Raw genomic sequence first — 19,400 nt, forward strand, 5'->3', positions numbered from 1 at the left:
TGCGATTTCCCCTAGGGGAAATATTAGGACTACAAAAAACCAGAGACAAATATTTCTAAATGTCTCTGGTATAAAGTCCAACTTTTTGGGGTCACCTTATTTACTACCCTGTTCATCACCTTTTCACATATGTTATTTACTATTCTTTTTATCTAAACTCGATTTTATTAAGCCTTTAAATAATGGATGTGGTCTATTTGGTCTTGATTTGAATTCAGGATGAAATTGAGATGCTATATAATATGGATGGTCCTTTAATTCAACAATTTCGACCAATTTTCCATCTGGTGAAAGTCCAGAAAATACAAATCCAAACTCTTCAAATCTCTCTCTATATTCATTATTGAATTCATATCTATGTCTATGACGTTCAACTATTACATCTTCTCCATATAAAGATTTTGCAAGAGTCCCTTCTTGAATATGACAATCATAATTACCAAGTCTCAGTGTTCCACCAATATTTGTAACTTCATATTGATCTGTCATAAGAGAAATAATAGGATTTTCAGACGATTCATTCCATTCACTACTATCTGCATCTTTTAATCCTAAAACTGTTCTTGCAAATTCAATAGATGCAATTTGCATACCTAGACAAATTCCAAGATAAGGTAAATTATTTTCTCTTGCATATTTTGCAGTAATTATTTTACCTTCTATTCCTCTATTTCCGAACCCTCCAGGAACTACTACTCCATCACATCCAGAAAGTAAAGCTTCTACATTTGATTCATCAATTTCTTCAGAATTTATCCATTCTATATCTACAGAAGTTTCATAGTCAATTCCTCCATGCTTCAAAGCTTCTACAACAGATAGATATGCATCATGAAGTTGAACATATTTTCCAACTAAAGCTATTTTTACATTATTTTTTGGATTTTTTAATCTTTGAACCATATCAATCCACTTACTCATATCCGCATCTTTAGTATTTAATTTTAATTTATTCACAACTTGTTCATCAAACTTTTGTTCATTTAAAATTAATGGAAGTTCGTAAATATTTTCAACATTTGGTGATTCAATTATAGATTTTGTTTTAACATCACAAAATAGTGAAATTTTCTTTTTAACTTCATCAGTCAATTTTTGATTACATCTTGTAACTATCATATTTGGTCTCAAACCTAAAGACATCAATTCTTTATATGAATGTTGCAATGGTTTAGTCTTGATTTCATCCGTTCCTGGAATTGTAGGTAAGAGTGCAGTATGAATTATCATAACTTCATCCGGATCATGTTCATTATGGAATTGTCTTACAGCTTCTATAAAAGGAAGTGATTCAATATCTCCAACTGTTCCACCAATTTCTGTGATTATTACATCAGCTTCAGAATCAGTATATGCATCATATATCTTTTGCTTTATTTCATCAGTAATATGAGGTACTACTTGAACAGTAGCTCCTAAATATTCTCCTCTTCTTTCCTTACTTATAACTGATTGATAAACCCTTCCTGTAGTTATATTAGCATTTTGAGTAAGTTCTTCATCAATAAATCTTTCATAATGACCTAAGTCTAAATCAGTTTCTGCTCCATCTTTTGTAACAAATACTTCACCGTGTTGATATGGAGACATTGTACCTGGGTCGACATTTATGTACGGATCAAACTTTTGTAAAAATACTTTTAATCCTCTATTTTTAAGTAATCTTCCAAGAGAAGTTGCAACTATTCCTTTTCCAATCCCTGATACTACACCACCAGTAACAAAAATAAATTTACTCATTAAAACTCCTTAAATTTAAAATACAAAAAGCAACTCTATTGGAGTTGCCCTTATTAATAATATCATATATAGAAAATTTATCAAATAATTTATAAAAATTATTGAAACTCTTGACTATTCTCAACTATTTTCACTATTAATTCAGATGCTTTTTCCATCCATTCCAATGGAACTAATTCATATCTTCCATGGAAATTTAATCCACCAGCAAATATATTTGGCGTTAATAGTCCTTTATATGAAAGACTTGCACCATCTGTTCCACCCCTTATAGGTTTAATATCAGGTATTATCCCAATATCTTCCATAGATTTTTTAGCAAGTTCAACTATTTCCAGTCTAGTTTCTATTTTTTCACGCATATTGTAGTATGAATCTGAAATTTCTAGAGTAATTGCATTATTGTATTTTTTATTTAAAAATTCAGTTATATCTTCAAATAATTTCTTCTTAGATGTAAACTTTTCAAAATCATGATCACGAATTATATATTCCATTTCAGTATATTCGACATCACCTTCGATATTATTTAAATGATTGAATCCTTCATAATCAACCGTGTACTCAGGTTTTTGATCAACTGGTAATAATGAATCAAATTCCATGGCTATTCTAATTGAATTAACCATAGTATTTTTTGCAGAACCTGGATGTACATTTTTACCTTGAATTTTTATTACTGCAGATGCGCCATTGAAATTTTCATATTCAAGTTCTCCAATTGGTCCCCCATCCATAGTATAAGCAAAATCTGCACCAAAACCATCTACATCAAAATAGTCTGCTCCTCTTCCGATTTCTTCATCAACTGTAATTGCAACTTTAATATCACCATGCTCTATTTCAGGATGATTAATTAAATATTCCATCGCATCTAATATTTCGACTATACCTGCTTTATCATCAGCTCCAAGCAATGTATCCCCACTTGCTGTAATTATTGTTAAACCTTCTAAATCTTTTAAGAATGGAAATTCAGATAGCTTAATACTAAATTCATCATTTAATTTTATATCTCCACCATTATAATTATGAACAATAGCTTTTACATCTTTACCACTCATATCTGGGGATGTGTCCATATGTGCAATAAATCCTATTGTAGGGAATTTCTTTGTAGAATTTGATTTTAATGTCGCATATACATATCCATATTCATCTAAAAATGCATCTTCAAGGCCAATTTCTTTTAAATCCTTTACTATTTCTTCACCAAGTTTTAATTGTTTCAAAGTACTTGGTACTGACTCGCTTGTAGAGTCTGACTGTGTATCAAATGCCACATATTTCTTAAATCTTTCTAATATATTCATATAATTCTCCTTAATTTTATTAATATACATAGAAGTCTTCCTTATATAAATAATATACTAAAAGACTATTTAGGTAAAATTAAATTTATAATTAAATTTTAGGTATAACATAAAATGAGAACTTTGACGAAATCCTTTAATAGTTTTATAATATGAGTAGAAGTATATAAATAGGAGGTTGAAATGAAAAAAAATAGAATAATATTATTAACTATATTAATAATATCCACGATGTCGACAATTGTATTTGCAGCATACGGAAAAGTAATAACAATAAGTAATGGATATTCATCTTATTCCCCTTCAACTAATAAAAATGCTATTACACATTCAGCTATCAGTAAAGAACAACTTGCTGATGCTAATAAGATAAAAAGAATAGAAACTACTAGCATTAGTACCATAAATGGAAAAGTTGAAGGAAGGATGGGTACAGTAACTGGAAACACTACATACGATAAAGTAGAACACACATACTATAGAACTCCAAATACAAATAACTACGCTGTTGCTGAAGGATACTCAAAAGCAGATTATACAAATGGAACTACAAGTTATGATTCTGATAAAAAAACTTTTAGAATATTTGGTTATACAGAATTGAGAAATTCTCACTTAAAAAATAATGATACTGACTTAGAAATCGTATATTATGAAAAAGAAAATCTTAAAAATAAAGAACTACAAATGTTAGAAGAAAAAAAGAATAATACTGTTTTATTTAATAATAAATCGAATGAAAAAATTGATTTTTCTAAATTAATGCATATAAATGATATTTATGTAAAAGAATATCCTGAATATATGGAAATATATTATGAACATATTATGGATCATATTAAATTAGGAGATTATATGCCATCAGGAGTTTATATAGATGAAAATAATAACAAACTATATATAATTTCAATTTCTGAAAATACTATTTATGAGTACGAAATTAAAAATAAATAATCGTACATTTGTATCGAATTTTCTTGGTTCTACAATAAATAGTGTTGGTGGATAAAAATCTACTACGCTTTTTTTGCTTTAAAATAAAAAGTTAGTGACAAAGTAATGATTTAATCCTAAAATTGAAATAACCACAAATCAAGAAAGGATAATTACAACGTCAACTAACTTGTCTAATTATATATTAAAATTTATTTCCACAAAAATAGAATTACTATATATATTCTCTAATCTTTTCCATTTCTTCTGGAAACATCTTCATATATTTTTCTTCTGAACCTATTTTTATTTTTATAATATCTTTAATTTTTATATCATTTTTTTGTAATAATTCAATTAAATTTGAAATATTAGAATCTTCTAAATCAATAATAAGTATATTTCCATTTAATTTATAATCATATAAATCTTTAAGCCTTTCTATTTTTTCTAAACTTTCATCTGGTATCAAAATCTCATATTTGAAATGATTATCTATAAATTCATCTTCTTCAATTATCTTTCCATTTTTTAAAAATAAAATATTATTTGTCATAAGATCAATTTCTGATAGTGTGTGTGATGAAATTAAGATTGCCGTACCATTTTTTGCAAGTTCTTGAAATATTCCTCTTACCTTAATCACTGATGTAGGATCTAATCCATTTAATGGTTCATCAAGTATCAAAAACTTTGGTTTATTTAATATCGCCATAGCTATTAACAAATGTTGTTTCATACCCAAGGAATATGTACCAACTTTCTTTCTAATATATTTAGATATTTGTAATTTATCAATAACTTCATTTATTCTATTTCTGTCTATTTTTTGAGCTGAAGCAATAAATGATAGATGATCATATCCAGATAAATAATCATATAAAACTCTATTATCTTTTAAAAATGATACTTCATAAAATATTTTAGAGTCTGTATTAGGTCTATCTACAACTTCTATTTTTCCAGATGTTGGTTTTATTAAATTTGATATAACATTAAATAGGGTTGTTTTTCCCGCTCCATTAGGACCTATTAAAGCATAGATTCCCGGACCATTAATGTTAATATTTATTCCATCAAGCACCTTGTGATCACCAAACTTTTTTATAACATTTTCAACTTTAAGAATACTCATCATCCCCCCAGTTATTTAATATTGCTTTTTACTTCTTGATACAAATACACCAACTATATTAATAAATACAATAGATATCAATAAAACTAAAATACTTAACATTAGACTTTTTTGTGTTAAATTTTCTCTGATATATACAGCCCCATTTGCTACATATCTTGTATTTAAATATGTGAAAGGAGAATATATTTTTATATTTTCAGATAAATTATTATTTGCTATTAAACCAAATACAATTACAAAAAATGTACTAAAATACACACTCAATTTGCTTTTTAGAAAAATAGAAATTAAGTTGCCGATTGATATTATAAATAATATTTGCACTAACAATATAATATATACACTTAAATTATATTTCCATATAGGTATAAAATAAAAATAATTATCATTTATATCATTAGCGTTTTTTATGAAATTGCCATATTTTATAATTGGATAATCTATATCTCCAATTCCACTAGTTACTAAACCCAATAATTTTATAAATAATAAGATACAAGTTATAGCTAAAAATGCTACAAAAAATGAAGTCATCAACTTGGTTAAATATATTTTAGATTTATTAATAGGTTGTGTAAATAGCAAATCTATTTGATTTCCACTTTCCTTATCAAATGCATATCCACCTAAAACCATAAAACTAACTAATAATAATATAATTAAATCTATAGAATATGTTTTTAATAATTTTCTTATAATATAAGAAGCTGAATGATCAAATACATTATCAAAACCATTAATTTCATTTAACATTGTCTTTTCTTCATATTCAGAACCAAAAATAGGCCATCCTAAAACTTTAGGTTCACTATTGTTATCGGACATATATTTATATAATTCTAAACTTTCTTTTATAGATGATGATGTATACGAAAAGTTTTTTAAATTTACAGTAGGAACAATCCTATCATTTTTTATCACATCATTCATCTGATCTATCCTTAATTTATAAAAATTTGTACCATCATTTTTTAAAAAATAATCTGATTCAATACTATACTGATCTAATTTATTTTTTTCAATCTCTAAATCAGATCTCATCATATCTAATTTATTATAATATTCATTTTCCTCATATATACTTAAAAAATATTCTTTATTGAATATAAAATTATCCATTTCATTTTGAATAGGCATAACATTTACTTGTACATAATGATTAATTAAAGGTGTATCTTTTTTCGATAATAATACCTTCTTTGCTTCATAATCTTTTATATAAACTTCAATAAAAAATAACAACAATAAGCTCAATATCCCGAAAATTGCTACTATAAAAGATTTATCTTTTACTATTTTAAATAATTCTAAAGAATAAATAGAATTTATATTATTTATTTTTTCTTTACTATTTTCAAATATACTAATTTTCCTAAACAAAATTAAAGATAAAATTAATATAAACTGACTAAATATCAAATATATAAAATATGGATATATTCCATATGATTTAACATATGAATAGTCATAAATTTGTGAATTAACTTCTGTGCTAATATAACCATTAATTATATTCTTAAAATTTAATAAATAAAATGGATTATATATACCTCTAAAATAATCATATTTATTAGTAATGATTAAGAATAAAATAATTATAAAACTTAATAATAATGCTGGAATATATCTATTATTAAAAATGACACTAAATAGAATTATTATACTAGCAAAAAACATCATCATAATGATACTTGCAAATATTATATTTATTAATAATTTATATGCAATTGTATAATCTAAATTATTTTCAGAAAATATTCTATATATTTCTAAATGACCATTATGCCACTTCATTCCAACTAATAATGATAATGACATCGTAAATATTATTGTAAAAATAATGAAAATTATACCATATAAAACAATACAAATCCATTTTGAATATATGATTTCATAGTCACTAATAGGTTGAGACTTCAACAAATTGATATTACTCATTTGTTTTTCTCTAGATATTATTCCTGAAAATAAGAAAAGTAAAAGAATTATTGGTACAATTCCAAAATTTATACTATCATTAAAAATTATTAGTCTAAAAGGATTTTTGGATATATCAGCAAATATATTTCTAGATGATGCAGTATTTGTTTTTAAAAAATATTCATTTTCAAATAGACCCCACTCCCAAATATCTTCAGTATTTTGATCTAGTTTGATATCATATTTATCAAGTAGTCCATCCTGATACAAATATTCATCAATATATGACTTAGTCAAATTTAAAGCATATATTTCTTTATCTGTATAACTTTCATCCCATGGATAATGAAAATTTGAATTATGTTCAATAATTTCTGATAATAAATTTTCTTTATCATTTTTTGTTAAGTTTTTAATAACGGAACTATTATATTCTAAATTTAAAAATATATTTCCATACGCATCATGTTCAACCTCATTTTCTATATGAATATCTATTTCCTGAGATAATAATATATTAAATATAGAGATTAAAAATGATACTAAAACAATAATATACAAGGTCTTTCTCTTAAAAGCTTTCTTTATTTCAAATAATAGCATTTTACACCTCATCTATCTGTAAAAAAAAAGAGAGTATTAACTCTCTTTTTATTCAAATTCCAAATTACTCTTCATCATTGAAGTTCCACTGTAAGATAGAGTACCTTCAAAATAAGCCCAAACTGTTCCTTCTTTTCTTTTTAAATAAATATATCCTTCATAATATCCTTCTTCATATCCATCTTCTGAAACATATATTTTTCTCCATAACCTAGAATTTATCGTTCTAGAACCATATAAAGGTATGCGTTCTTTATAAGGATAAGAACGAGGTTTTACTGGTCCATTCGGTACAATATCTATTCTTTCATTTTCATAATTATTAGCATAACTAATTGTTGGTAAAACAGCCAACATTAAAGCTAATATAATTAAAGACATTCTTACTGTTTTTTTCATTTTTTTCTTCTCGTAGATTATTTTTTTAAATATTATTTAATACTTATCCATATATTACATCATTAATACTAATTTGTCAACGTTTTCTTTTAATCACAAAAAAGGAAGCATTTCTAAGAAATGCTTCCTTTTACAACTATTTTAGAGACTTATTTTAAGTTAAAGAATGAATCAACACCTTTGTATTCTGAAGTATCGAATAATTCATCTTCGATTCTTAATAATTGATTGTATTTAGAAACTCTATCTGTTCTTGATGGAGCACCTGTCTTAATTTGACCAGTGTTTAATGCAACAGCTAAGTCAGCTATTGTTGTATCTTCAGTTTCACCAGATCTATGAGACATAACAGCTGTATAACCAGCTCTATTTGCCATTTGAACAGCATCTAAAGTTTCTGTTAAAGTACCAATTTGGTTAACTTTAACTAAGATTGAGTTTGCAACTCCATTTTCTATACCTTTTGATAATCTCTTAGTATTTGTTACGAATAGGTCGTCACCAACTAATTGTACTTTCTTTCCTAGTCTATCAGTTAATAATTTCCATCCTTCCCAATCTTCTTCATCTAAACCGTCTTCAATTGATATAATTGGATATTTATCAGTTAATTCTTCATACCAATCTACCATTTCTTCTCTTGTTCTAACAACGCCTTCACCTTTGAAGTTGTATTTTCCATCTTCGTACATTTCTGATGAAGCAACGTCTAATGCAATTTTAACTTCTTCACCTGGTTTGTATCCAGCTTTTTCAATAGCTTCTACAATTGTTGATAAAGCTTCTTCGTTAGATGTTAAGTTTGGAGCAAATCCACCTTCATCACCAACAGATGTATTGTGTCCTGATGCTTGTAATACTGATCTTAAATTATGGAATATTTCAGCACCTATTTGTAAAGCTTCTGTAAATGATTTTGCACCAACAGGCATAATCATAAATTCTTGGATATCTACGTTATTGTCTGCGTGTTCACCACCATTTAAGATATTCATCATTGGTACTGGTAATGTTTTAGCGTTGAATCCACCAATATAGTTATATAGTGGAACTCCTAATTCATCAGCTGCAGCTCTTGCTACTGCCATTGAAACACCTAGAATAGCATTAGCTCCTAATCTACCTTTGTTTTCTGTTCCATCTAATTCAATCATAGCATGGTCAATTGCAACTTGATCAAATACATCAAACCCAATAATTTCTTCTGCAATTTCTGTATTTACATTTTCCACAGCGTTTAAAACACCTTTTCCTAAATAAACAGATTTGTCTCCATCTCTTAATTCAACAGCTTCAAAAGCACCTGTTGAAGCTCCTGATGGAACTAAAGCTCTACCAAATCCACCTAAATCTGTAAATACTTCAACTTCTACAGTTGGATTTCCTCTTGAATCTAATACTTGTCTTGCATATATATCTGTAATATAACCCATGGTTAACTACCCCCTTTTAATTAATGATTCGCCTGTCATTTCTGCAGGTTTTTCTATATTTAGAATATCTAACATTGTTGGTGCTAAATCTGCTAATCTACCACCCTCTCTAAGTGTAACACCTTCAGTATTTTTTGCAACATAAATTAATGGTACTAAATTAGTTGTATGTGCAGTATAAGGATTACCAGTTTCAAAATCTATCTCTTGTTCAGCATTTCCATGGTCTGCAGTAATTAAAAATTCATAACCATGTTCTAAACCTACTTTTACTAATTCTCCTACACATTCGTCAACAGTTTCAACAGCTTTTACTACAGCTGGAATAACTCCTGTATGTCCAACCATATCTGGATTAGCAAAGTTTAGAATTATCGCTTTTGGTTCTTCAGTTTTCATTCTTTCGATTGCTTTATCTTTTAATTCATAAGCAGACATTTCAGGTTTCAAGTCATATGTTGCAACCTTAGGAGATGCTACAAGAATTCTTTCTTCTCCTTCTACTGGAGGTTCTACACCACCATTGAAGAAAAATGTAACGTGAGCATACTTTTCAGTTTCAGCCATTCTTAATTGAGCAAGACCATGTGATGCAACAACTTCTCCAAATGTATTGTTAATAACCTTTGGAGGATATGCAATATCTACATTTTTGATAGTTTTATCATATGTTGTCATACATACATAATTTACGTGAACTCTCTTTTCTCTTTCTTCACCTTCAAAATCTTCATCCATGAAAGCTCTAGTAATTTGTCTAGCTCTATCAGGTCTAAAGTTAAAGAATATTACACTGTCTCCATCATTTACTGTAGCTACTGGTTCATCATTTTCATTAACTATTACTGTCGGAGTCATAAACTCATCTGTAGTATTAGCTTCAGGAGTTGACTTATCATATTCCTCTTGAATAGATGCTAAAACATCATGAACTTTTTTACCTTTACCTAGAGTAAATGCTTCATATGCTTTATTGATTCTTTCCCATCTCTTATCTCTATCCATAGCATAATATCTACCAACTACTGTTGCTAGTTTTCCACATCCGATTTCATCCATTTTATCCAATAAATCTTTAATATCCTTAACAGCTGATGTTGGAGATACATCCCTACCATCTAAAATAGCGTGTACATATACTTCTTCTAGCTCATATCTTTTTGCAAGCTCTAATAGCGCAAATAAATGAGTTAAATGAGAATGAACACCACCATAAGATGCTAAACCCATTAAGTGAAGAGCTTTGCCATTTTCTTTAGCTAATTTAACAGCTTTAACTAGATGTTCATTTTTAAAGAAAACTTCATCTTGGATATCTTTTGTAATTTGTGTTAAATCTTGATATATAATTCTACCAGCACCTATATTCATATGACCAACTTCTGAGTTACCCATTTGACCATCTGGTAGACCTACATCTAAACCACTAGCTCTGATTGATGTATTTGGATATTTTTTAATATTTTCATCAAAAACAGGAGTTTTAGCAAGCTTTACAGCATTTCCTGGGTAATCTTTACCATATCCCCAACCATCCATTATAACTAGCATTACTTTCTTTTCCATATTAACTTCCTTATATTATTTTAATAATTAACTAATTTTGAAAAACTTTCAGCTTCTAAGCTAGCACCACCTACTAATGCTCCATCAATATTTTCTTTAGACATAATTTCTGTAACATTTTGAGGTTTTACTGAGCCACCGTATTGGATACGAACTTTATTAGCTGCGTCTTCACCAAATTTTTCTCTAACTAATTCTCTAATATATCCACACATTTCTTCTGCATCATCTGCTGAAGCTGTTTTTCCTGTACCGATTGCCCAGATAGGTTCATAAGCAATTACAATATTTTCAAAATCTTTCGCTTCCAATCCTTCAAAATCAGCATCGATTTGTATCTTTACTTTTTCTTTTTCTTTTCCTGCTTCTCTCTCTTCAAGAGTTTCTCCACAACAAAGTATTGGAGATAATCCATGTGATAAAACAGCTTTCACTTTTTCATTTATATCTTCATCTGTTTCATGGAAATATTCTCTTCTTTCAGAGTGCCCTAAAATTACATATTCAATCCCTAAATCTTTTAGAAAAGCTACAGATACTTCACCTGTATAAGCTCCAGAATCTTTATGATATGCATTTTGAGCTCCTACTTTAACATTTGTACCTTCCAACACTTCTTTAGCAAGCGCTAAATTAATAAATGGTGGACAAACTACCGCTTCAACATTTTCAGAAAGTTCAAGATTTTTTATTTCATCTAAAAGAACTTTTGCTTCTGAATATGTTTTATTCATTTTCCAGTTTCCTGCAATAATTGGTGTTCTCATCGATTCTCCTTATTTATCTTCAACAGCGTCAATACCTGGTAATACCTTACCTTCTAATAATTCTAAACTTGCACCACCACCTGTAGATACATGTGTGATTTTATCTTTTAATCCTGCTTTTTCAACAGCTAATGCTGAATCACCACCACCAACTATTGTAACAGCGTCAGTTTCAGTCATCGCTTCAGCAATTGCATTTGTACCTTTTGCAAATTCTTCAAATTCAAATACACCCATTGGTCCATTCCATACAACTGTCTTAGCGTCTTTCAATTTATCTGCAAATAATTTTATTGTCTTTGGTCCAATATCAAGAGATTCTAAATCAGCTGGAATTTCGTCTACATATTGAGCTTTTGCATTAGGACTGAATTCATCTGTAACAGCAAAGTCAACTGGTAATATTAGCTCTACACCTTTTTCATCAGCTTTATTTAATAATTCTTTAGCTAAATCAATTTTATCTTCTTCTAATAAAGATTTACCAATTTCTTTACCTTGAGCTTTTAAGAATGTATATGCCATACCGCCACCAATTAAAATTGTGTCAACTTTATTTAATAAATTTTCAATTACACCAATTTTATCAGAAACTTTTGCACCACCAAGGATTGCTACAAATGGTCTTTCTGGATCTTGAATTGCTTTACCCATAATTTCAACTTCTTTTTGAACTAAGAACCCTAAAGCTGAAGGTAATAATGATGAAACACCAACATTTGATGCATGTGCTCTATGTGATGTACCAAAAGCATCATTTACATAAAGTTCTGCAAGTGAAGCTAATTCCTTAGAAAATTCTGGATCATTCTTTGTTTCTTCTTTTCTATATCTAGTATTTTGCAATAAAGCAACTTCTTCTTCTTTTAAGTTTTCAACTTCTTCTTTAACTTTTTCATCTACTACTACATCTGAATCTAAGAATTTAACAGTTTTACCTAATAATTCTTCTAATCTTTTAGCTACTGGTGCTAATGAAAATTCAGGTTTAGGTTCACCTTTAGGTCTTCCTAAGTGACTCATTAAAATAACTTTAGCTTTATTATCTAAAAGATATTTAATAGTTGGTAATGCTGCAACAATTCTAGAATCATCTGTAATCACTGATGAATCTTCTTTAGAAAATGGTACATTAAAGTCCACTCTTACTAATACTTTTTTACCTTGAACATCAAGATCTTTAAGTGTTTTTTTCATAAAATCCTCCATGTAAATTAGCCCAGTCCTTAAACTGGGCTATATAAATTATTTAGATGCTATTAATTGAGCTAAATCAACAACTCTTGTTGAATAACCCCATTCGTTGTCATACCATGATACAACTTTTACTAAATCACCCATTGTGTATGTTAAATAAGGATCAAAAATAGATGATCTACTATCTCCTTGGAAATCAATAGATACTAATTCATCTTCTGCATATCCTAATATACCCTTCATATCTCCTTCAGCTCTTTTCTTGAATGCTGCATTGATTTCTTCTTTAGATGCTTCTTTAGATAGTTGTACAGTTAAATCTACTAAAGATACAGTAGGGGTTGGTACACGGACAGCAAATCCTGTCAACTTACCTTCAACTTCTGGTAATACTAAAGCTACAGCTTTAGCTGCACCTGTAGTTGTAGGAACCATATTTAATGCAGCTGCTCTAGCCCTTCTAGGGTCTTTATGTTTATTATCGTGTATATTTTGGTCAGAAGTATATGCGTGAATTGTTGTCATTAAACCTTTTTCAACACCAAATTCTTCTAATAGAACTTTTACTAATGGAGCTAAACAGTTTGTTGTACATGATGCATTAGAAACAATATTGTGATTAACTGGATCATATTCATTATCGTTTACACCTAGGACAAAAGTTTTGTCAACATCTTTAGCTGGAGCTGTAAATAAAACTTTTTTAGCACCTGCTTTTAAGTGTTTTTCTCCACCCTCTTTACTGTTGAATGCACCTGTTGAATCAATAACTAATTCAACACCTAATTCTCTCCATGGTAATTTTTCAGGGTCTCTTTCAGAAATAAATTTTACTTCTCTATCTCCGAATTTAACTCCTTCTTCTGTTAATTCTATGTCTTTTGAGAATTTTCCGTATAAAGAATCATGTTTAAATAATCTAGCAGAAGTTTCTTTATTTCCTGTATCATTTATTACTACAAGTTCTAAACCTTCTCTATCTTGCTCTAAAATAATTCTTGCAACGTCTCTACCGATTCTACCAAATCCACTGATTGCAACCTTCATTAAATCCTCCTAAAATTTGAGACAAAGTCTCATTAGTATCATTATTATAACTTAATTTCAAAAATTACTCAATAATGATAAAATTTACAATAGTTGTATAAAACGCTTAATTAAGCTATTTTACAGTGTATATTGCAATGAAAATATATTGTGAAATTTTTATTGCATATATATTTTATCACATATATTAAATTTTTAAAATTAAAAATTAAATTATCTTACATAATGTTTTATACCCTAATGAAAGCTGTTTATTCAACTCAAAAAATAGTGTGTAAGAAATATGATAAATCAAACACACTATTTTTTTACTTTCTATTATAATGAAGTAATATACTTTTCTGCAGCCATTGCAGCAACCGCTCCATCTGATGTTGCAGTAACTATTTGTCTAACAGTCTTTGTTCTAACATCTCCGGCAACAAATACACCTGGAACATTTGTCAATGTATCTTCTCCAGCTTTTACATATCCTCTATCAAGTTCAAGAAGTCCTTCAACTAATTTTGTATTAGGTATATATCCAATAAAAATAAATAATCCAATGCCAGGATCTCCTGGTAAATTAGTTAATTCTTCAACTTCATTAGTCTGATTATCTTTAACCACTATACTATCTAAAAACGTACTTCCTTTAACTTCTATAACTTCTTTATTATATCTAATCTCAATCTTAGGATTTTCTAAAGCATGCTTTTGAATTGATTTTGCCGCTTTAAGTTCAGAGCCTCTATAAAGAATAATTACTTTTTTAGCAAATCTTGTTAAAAATATCGCTTCTTCAACAGCAGCATCTCCACCACCTACTACATATACATCACTTCCTGTATAAAAAGCACCATCACATGTAGCACAATATCCAACACCTCTACCTACGAATTCTTCTTCTCCAGGTATATTTAGTCTTCTTGAAGCTGCACCAGTAGCAAAAATAATAGTTTTTGTTTCATAAATATTATCTTTAGATTTCACTATCTTAACTTTACCTTCATCTTTGATTTCTAATATTTCATCAGATATCATAACAGCTCCAAACTTTTCAGCTTGACTAAGCATATCCATTGTTAAGCTAGGACCTTGAGCTTCTAAAACTCCAGGATAATTATCAACCTCTAGAGTTAAACTTATCTGTCCACCTAATTGTCCTTTTTCCATTATTGCGGTTTTAAGTCCTGCTCTTGCTGCATAAAGTCCTGCCGTTAATCCGGCTGGGCCTGCACCTATAATTATTACATCATATTTTTCCATATTTACCTCATATCCTTAAATCCTGTTTGCCTTAACGCCTCATACAATACTATATTTACAGTATTTGCTAAATTTAGTGATCTATCACTATCTTTTCTCATAGGTATTTTTATTCCATAATCCTTTAAGTTTTCATGTATATAATCGTACACACCTTTTGACTCACTTCCAAACATTATGAAGTCACCATCTTTATATTCAACATCTGTATAAAATTTATCTGAATGAGTTGTAGCTAAATAGATTCTTGAACCATTTGCATATTCAATAAAATCTTTAAAACTATTATGAATAACAATATCTACATGTTCCCAATAATCTAAACCTACTCTTCTCATTTTTTTATCATCTAATACGAATCCAAATGGTCTTATCAAATGTAATCTGGTATTAGTTAGATAACATGTACGTCCTATATTCGCCGTATTCTGAGCTATTTCCGGTTCAAATAAAACAATATTTAACATTTATTTCCCCAATTTATTTATTATTTTTTCCATTTCTTCAATTTTTTCATAGACATTTATTTCTTTTCCATTTTTTAATGATTCTGCTACACATGAGTTTATATGAGCAATTAATATCTCTCTATTTACAGAGTTAACAGCTGAAGATATTGCAATTAATTGAGTAGAAATATCCAAACAATATTTATCTTCTTCAACCATTCTAATTACACCATCTAATTGACCACGAATCCTATTAAGACGATTCGTAATTTTTTTATGATCAGCTTTCATTATTTTATGCCTACAACTTTATATCCCGCTTCTTTAATAGCGTTGCTTAATTCTTCATCACTAATACTATCTTTTACGTATATTTTTGCAATCTTATCTTCTAATGATACTTCCACATCTTCTGAGAATTTACTTAATGCCTTTTCTACATTCATTTTACAATGTCCACATGACATTCCTTCGATATTTAATACCTTTTCTTTCATATCTTCCTCCGATTTACTAATATCATTTAAATCTATATTATCATAATTTACTATATTCTTATCTACTTTATTGTTTAAATGGTCTCTTTCATCTATCTTAAATCTTCTAAGTCTAAGTGAATTACCAACTACAAATATTGAAGACATGCTCATTGCAAATGCTCCAATCATTGGACTTAATCTTAAACCAAAGCTAGTATAGAATAGTCCAACAGCTACAGGAATTGATATTACATTATAGAAGAATGCCCAGAATAGATTTTCTTTAATATTTTTAATTGTAGATTTACTTAATTTTATTGAGCTTACGATATCTTGCAAATTAGATTTTACAAGTACTAAATCTGCTGATTCTATTGCAATATCTGTACCGTCGGCAATACCAATACCAATATCTGCTCTCATAAGTGCTGGAGCATCATTTATACCATCCCCTACCATTGCAACAAGTTTTCCTTTATCTTGATATTCCTTGATTATAGAATCTTTATCTTGAGGTAAAAGTTCTGCTCTAAATGAGTCAACTCCAACTTGTTTAGAAATTTCTTTTGCCGTAAGTTCATTATCTCCTGTAAGCATTACAGTTTCAATATTCATAGCCTTGATTTCTTCAACAGCTGTAATAGATGATTGTTTTATCGCATCTGCAATTGCAAACATCGCAATTAGATTTTCACTATCAAATAAATAAACTACTGTTTTACCTTGTTTAGAATATTTATCTGCATATTCTTTTATTTTATTTATATCTATATTAATATCGGAAAGATATTTATCATTGCCGACAAAGTATATCTTATCATTTAATTTCGCTTCTATTCCTTTACCGGTTACTGAATCAAAATCTTTTGCTTTATCAATATTAAATCCTTTTTCTTTTGCATAATTTATAATCGCAAGAGCGAGTGGATGTTGAGAATTTGATTCAATAGAAGCAGCTATTTTTAACGCCTCATCACTATCAAATCCATTAACTGTTATTATATCTGTAAGTACCGGTCTACCTTTTGTGATTGTACCTGTTTTATCAAAAACTATTGCGTCTATTTTATGAAGTAATTCTAAAGCTTCTGCATTTTTTACAAGTATTCCATTTTCTGCTGCCTTACCATTTGCAACCATCATAGCAACTGGTGTTGCAAGCCCCAAAGCACATGGACATGATATAACTAAAACTGAAATCGCCATTGAAAAGGCAAATGTAAATTCTGCTCCAGTTAGCATCCAAACTATAAATGTCACAATTGCAATTCCAATTACAACTGGTACAAATATTCCTGAAATTTTATCAGCCATTTGCGAAATTGGTGCTTTTGTTGCAGAAGCTTCTTCCATAAGTGTAATTATCTTAGAAATGGTTGTGTTTGAGCCAACGCTTGTAGCTTTCATCAAAAATGACCCTGTATTGTTCACGGATCCAGATATAACTTTATCATCTACATTTATATCAACAGGCATTGATTCACCAGTTACAGCTGAGGTATCTACACTTGATTTTCCTTCAGTAACAATACCATCAATTGCAATCCTCTCACCTGGTACGACTTTAATAATATCTCCTACATTTACGTCTTCAATTAAAGTTTCAATTTCTTTTCCATCTCTTAGAACCGTAACTTTTTCCGGTTGTAATTCAATAAGTTTATTTATTGAATCCGTTGTTTTAGCTTTTGATTTTACTTCAAAATATTTACCAAGGGTGATTAATGTAAGTATCATTGTTGCTGCTTCATAGTACAAATCATGCATATACTGATAAACTATGGTTTCATATGCTCTACCAAGTCCAAAACTTATCATAAACGTTGCAAATAAACCATAAAGTACTGCGGAAGCTGAACCTATTGCAACGAGTGAATCCATATTTGGATGTCCCTTAAACAATGATTTAAATCCTGTTTCGAAATATGTTCTATTCACGTATAGAATAGGTATTGTAATAACAAATTGTAATAGAGAAAATATTCCTGCGTTTTTATATCCTGATAAAAATACTGGATATGGTAAACCTATCATTTCCCCCATAGCTACATACATTAAAATTAGCATAAGAGGAATAGAAACTATTAATCTATTTTTCAAATTTTTAATTTCTTTTTCATAATGTTCTTTAGGACTTGATGTATGTTTTGTTTCAGATTTATTTTTAGAAAACGCCTTATATCCTGCATTTTCAACAGCTTTTATTATTTCATCTTCTGAAATATCACTATCAACTTGAAGAGTATTAGTCAAAAGTGATACATTCACATTTTTAACTCCTAATTTTTTTACTGATTTTTCAACTGTTAATTGACATGATGCACAGGTCATGCCTTCAATATCAAATTTTTGTTTCATAAATCCTCCATTTATAATTTTATTATACCCCCTATGGGTATATTCGTCAAATATTAAAATGAAAAAAGAGAATGTCATTTCTTAAATAACATCCTCTAAAAAATATTAATCTATTATAGAATATCCCAATTCTTGTATATCATTTGCAAATGTAACTACTGTATCAAGTGATAATTGTTCTGGAGTTTTACCTACCTTTTTGTATTTGTTGATTATATCATCTGGTACGGTAATTATGTCAACACCCAGTCTTTCTGCTTCAAAGATATTGAACACTTCTCTTGTTGAAGCCCAAAGTAATTCGACATTTTTCTTTGAATGGCATATTTCTACTGATTCTTTAATAACTGGAATAGGGTCTATGCCTGCATCTGCAAGTCTTCCTGCAAATACTGATACATAAGTTTTTGCATTTTCTGAAACTGCTTCTACTGTTTCTTTTACTTGTTCAATAGTATAAATGGCAGTAATGTTTAGATTTACACCTTCATTTGAAAGTTTTTTGATTAAAGGAATTGATGATTCACCTTTTGAATTTTGAATAGGTATTTTTACAAAAACATTTTCTCCAAATTCTTTAAAGATTAATGCTTCCTTTTCCATTATTTCAAAATCATCACTAAATACTTCAAATGAAATAGACAAATCTGGAATTTCATTAACTACATTTTTAGCAAATTCTTTATAGTCTTTAATTCCTGCTTTTTTCATCAATGAAGGATTTGTGGTAAATCCATCTACAAGACCTTCTTTATACACACTTAGCATATCATTGATATTAGCTCCATCTGCATATAATTTAATATTCAT

At 28.7% G+C, this 19,400-nt stretch carries 16 protein-coding genes; 1 reads left to right on the forward strand and 15 read right to left on the reverse strand.

What is annotated here, in order from left to right; all coding sequences use genetic code 11:
* Positions 1-132: 132 nt before the first annotated feature.
* Complete coding sequence (locus tag G534_RS0104980; protein ID WP_027348142.1) at positions 133-1,740, reverse strand: CTP synthase; 1,608 nt, start codon at positions 1,738-1,740, stop codon at positions 133-135.
* Between the two features lie 98 nt (positions 1,741-1,838).
* A complete protein-coding gene (pepT, locus tag G534_RS0104985; protein WP_027348143.1) occupies positions 1,839-3,053 on the reverse strand; it encodes a peptidase T in 1,215 nt (404 codons plus the stop codon).
* 183 nt (positions 3,054-3,236) lie between these two features.
* Here pepT and G534_RS0104990 point away from each other — a divergent pair, with 183 nt between their 5' ends.
* Positions 3,237-4,007 carry a hypothetical protein gene (locus G534_RS0104990; RefSeq protein ID WP_027348144.1) on the forward strand — a complete coding sequence of 257 codons (771 nt, stop codon included), beginning with the start codon at positions 3,237-3,239 and terminating at the stop codon, positions 4,005-4,007.
* 214 nt (positions 4,008-4,221) lie between these two features.
* Here the strand turns inward: G534_RS0104990 and G534_RS0104995 are convergent, their stop codons facing one another.
* From G534_RS0104995 to G534_RS0105055, 13 genes are all read right to left on the reverse strand, one after another.
* Positions 4,222-5,121 (reverse strand): ABC transporter ATP-binding protein, encoded by a 900-nt coding sequence (locus G534_RS0104995; protein WP_027348145.1) that lies wholly within the window; start codon positions 5,119-5,121, stop codon positions 4,222-4,224.
* Positions 5,122-5,136: 15 nt separating this feature from the next.
* Positions 5,137-7,647, reverse strand: coding sequence for an ABC transporter permease subunit (locus tag G534_RS0105000; protein WP_027348146.1), 2,511 nt, complete (start codon positions 7,645-7,647; stop codon positions 5,137-5,139).
* A 48-nt stretch (positions 7,648-7,695) separates the two neighbouring features.
* The gene (locus G534_RS0105005) at positions 7,696-8,046 is read right to left on the reverse strand and encodes a hypothetical protein (RefSeq protein WP_027348147.1); all 351 of its coding nucleotides are present in this window, start codon (positions 8,044-8,046) and stop codon (positions 7,696-7,698) included.
* 149 nt (positions 8,047-8,195) lie between these two features.
* A complete protein-coding gene (gene eno, locus G534_RS08680) occupies positions 8,196-9,479 on the reverse strand; it encodes a phosphopyruvate hydratase (RefSeq protein WP_027348148.1) in 1,284 nt (427 codons plus the stop codon).
* A gap of 6 nt (positions 9,480-9,485) precedes the next feature.
* The gene (gene gpmI / locus G534_RS08685; RefSeq protein ID WP_027348149.1) at positions 9,486-11,045 is read right to left on the reverse strand and encodes a 2,3-bisphosphoglycerate-independent phosphoglycerate mutase; all 1,560 of its coding nucleotides are present in this window, start codon (positions 11,043-11,045) and stop codon (positions 9,486-9,488) included.
* 20 nt (positions 11,046-11,065) lie between these two features.
* Positions 11,066-11,812 (reverse strand): triose-phosphate isomerase, encoded by a 747-nt coding sequence (gene tpiA, locus G534_RS0105020; RefSeq protein WP_027348150.1) that lies wholly within the window; start codon positions 11,810-11,812, stop codon positions 11,066-11,068.
* 9 nt (positions 11,813-11,821) lie between these two features.
* Positions 11,822-13,009 carry a phosphoglycerate kinase gene (locus G534_RS0105025; protein WP_027348151.1) on the reverse strand — a complete coding sequence of 396 codons (1,188 nt, stop codon included), beginning with the start codon at positions 13,007-13,009 and terminating at the stop codon, positions 11,822-11,824.
* A gap of 48 nt (positions 13,010-13,057) precedes the next feature.
* Complete coding sequence (gene gap, locus G534_RS0105030; RefSeq protein ID WP_027348152.1) at positions 13,058-14,056, reverse strand: type I glyceraldehyde-3-phosphate dehydrogenase; 999 nt, start codon at positions 14,054-14,056, stop codon at positions 13,058-13,060.
* A gap of 318 nt (positions 14,057-14,374) precedes the next feature.
* Positions 14,375-15,304 carry a thioredoxin-disulfide reductase gene (gene trxB, locus G534_RS0105035; RefSeq protein WP_027348153.1) on the reverse strand — a complete coding sequence of 310 codons (930 nt, stop codon included), beginning with the start codon at positions 15,302-15,304 and terminating at the stop codon, positions 14,375-14,377.
* Between the two features lie 2 nt (positions 15,305-15,306).
* The gene (locus G534_RS08690) at positions 15,307-15,771 is read right to left on the reverse strand and encodes a tRNA (cytidine(34)-2'-O)-methyltransferase (protein WP_027348154.1); all 465 of its coding nucleotides are present in this window, start codon (positions 15,769-15,771) and stop codon (positions 15,307-15,309) included.
* Positions 15,772-16,044 (reverse strand): metal-sensitive transcriptional regulator, encoded by a 273-nt coding sequence (locus G534_RS08695; RefSeq protein WP_027348155.1) that lies wholly within the window; start codon positions 16,042-16,044, stop codon positions 15,772-15,774.
* Positions 16,044-18,590, reverse strand: coding sequence for a heavy metal translocating P-type ATPase (locus G534_RS0105050; RefSeq protein ID WP_027348156.1), 2,547 nt, complete (start codon positions 18,588-18,590; stop codon positions 16,044-16,046). Before G534_RS0105050 ends, G534_RS08695 begins: the two co-directional genes overlap by 1 nt.
* 105 nt (positions 18,591-18,695) lie before the next feature.
* A complete protein-coding gene (locus G534_RS0105055; protein ID WP_027348157.1) occupies positions 18,696-19,400 on the reverse strand; it encodes a transaldolase in 705 nt (234 codons plus the stop codon).

Source organism: Helcococcus sueciensis DSM 17243 (genome assembly GCF_000423145.1).
Taxonomy (GTDB): domain Bacteria; phylum Bacillota; class Clostridia; order Tissierellales; family Peptoniphilaceae; genus Helcococcus; species Helcococcus sueciensis.

Bases quoted from the DNA above. Each gene is read 5' to 3' on its own strand.
- G534_RS0104980 (WP_027348142.1), bottom strand. From the start codon at position 1,740: ATGAGTAAATTTATTTTTGTTACTGGTGGTGTAGTATCAGGGATTGGA.
- pepT (WP_027348143.1), bottom strand. From the start codon at position 3,053: ATGAATATATTAGAAAGATTTAAGAAATATGTGGCATTTGATACACAG.
- G534_RS0104990 (WP_027348144.1), top strand. From the start codon at position 3,237: ATGAAAAAAAATAGAATAATATTATTAACTATATTAATAATATCCACG.
- G534_RS0104995 (WP_027348145.1), bottom strand. From the start codon at position 5,121: ATGAGTATTCTTAAAGTTGAAAATGTTATAAAAAAGTTTGGTGATCAC.
- G534_RS0105000 (WP_027348146.1), bottom strand. From the start codon at position 7,647: ATGCTATTATTTGAAATAAAGAAAGCTTTTAAGAGAAAGACCTTGTAT.
- G534_RS0105005 (WP_027348147.1), bottom strand. From the start codon at position 8,046: ATGAAAAAAACAGTAAGAATGTCTTTAATTATATTAGCTTTAATGTTG.
- eno (WP_027348148.1), bottom strand. From the start codon at position 9,479: ATGGGTTATATTACAGATATATATGCAAGACAAGTATTAGATTCAAGA.
- gpmI (WP_027348149.1), bottom strand. From the start codon at position 11,045: ATGGAAAAGAAAGTAATGCTAGTTATAATGGATGGTTGGGGATATGGT.
- tpiA (WP_027348150.1), bottom strand. From the start codon at position 11,812: ATGAGAACACCAATTATTGCAGGAAACTGGAAAATGAATAAAACATAT.
- G534_RS0105025 (WP_027348151.1), bottom strand. From the start codon at position 13,009: ATGAAAAAAACACTTAAAGATCTTGATGTTCAAGGTAAAAAAGTATTA.
- gap (WP_027348152.1), bottom strand. From the start codon at position 14,056: ATGAAGGTTGCAATCAGTGGATTTGGTAGAATCGGTAGAGACGTTGCA.
- trxB (WP_027348153.1), bottom strand. From the start codon at position 15,304: ATGGAAAAATATGATGTAATAATTATAGGTGCAGGCCCAGCCGGATTA.
- G534_RS08690 (WP_027348154.1), bottom strand. From the start codon at position 15,771: ATGTTAAATATTGTTTTATTTGAACCGGAAATAGCTCAGAATACGGCG.
- G534_RS08695 (WP_027348155.1), bottom strand. From the start codon at position 16,044: ATGAAAGCTGATCATAAAAAAATTACGAATCGTCTTAATAGGATTCGT.
- G534_RS0105050 (WP_027348156.1), bottom strand. From the start codon at position 18,590: ATGAAACAAAAATTTGATATTGAAGGCATGACCTGTGCATCATGTCAA.
- G534_RS0105055 (WP_027348157.1), bottom strand. From the start codon at position 19,400: ATGAATATTAAATTATATGCAGATGGAGCTAATATCAATGATATGCTA.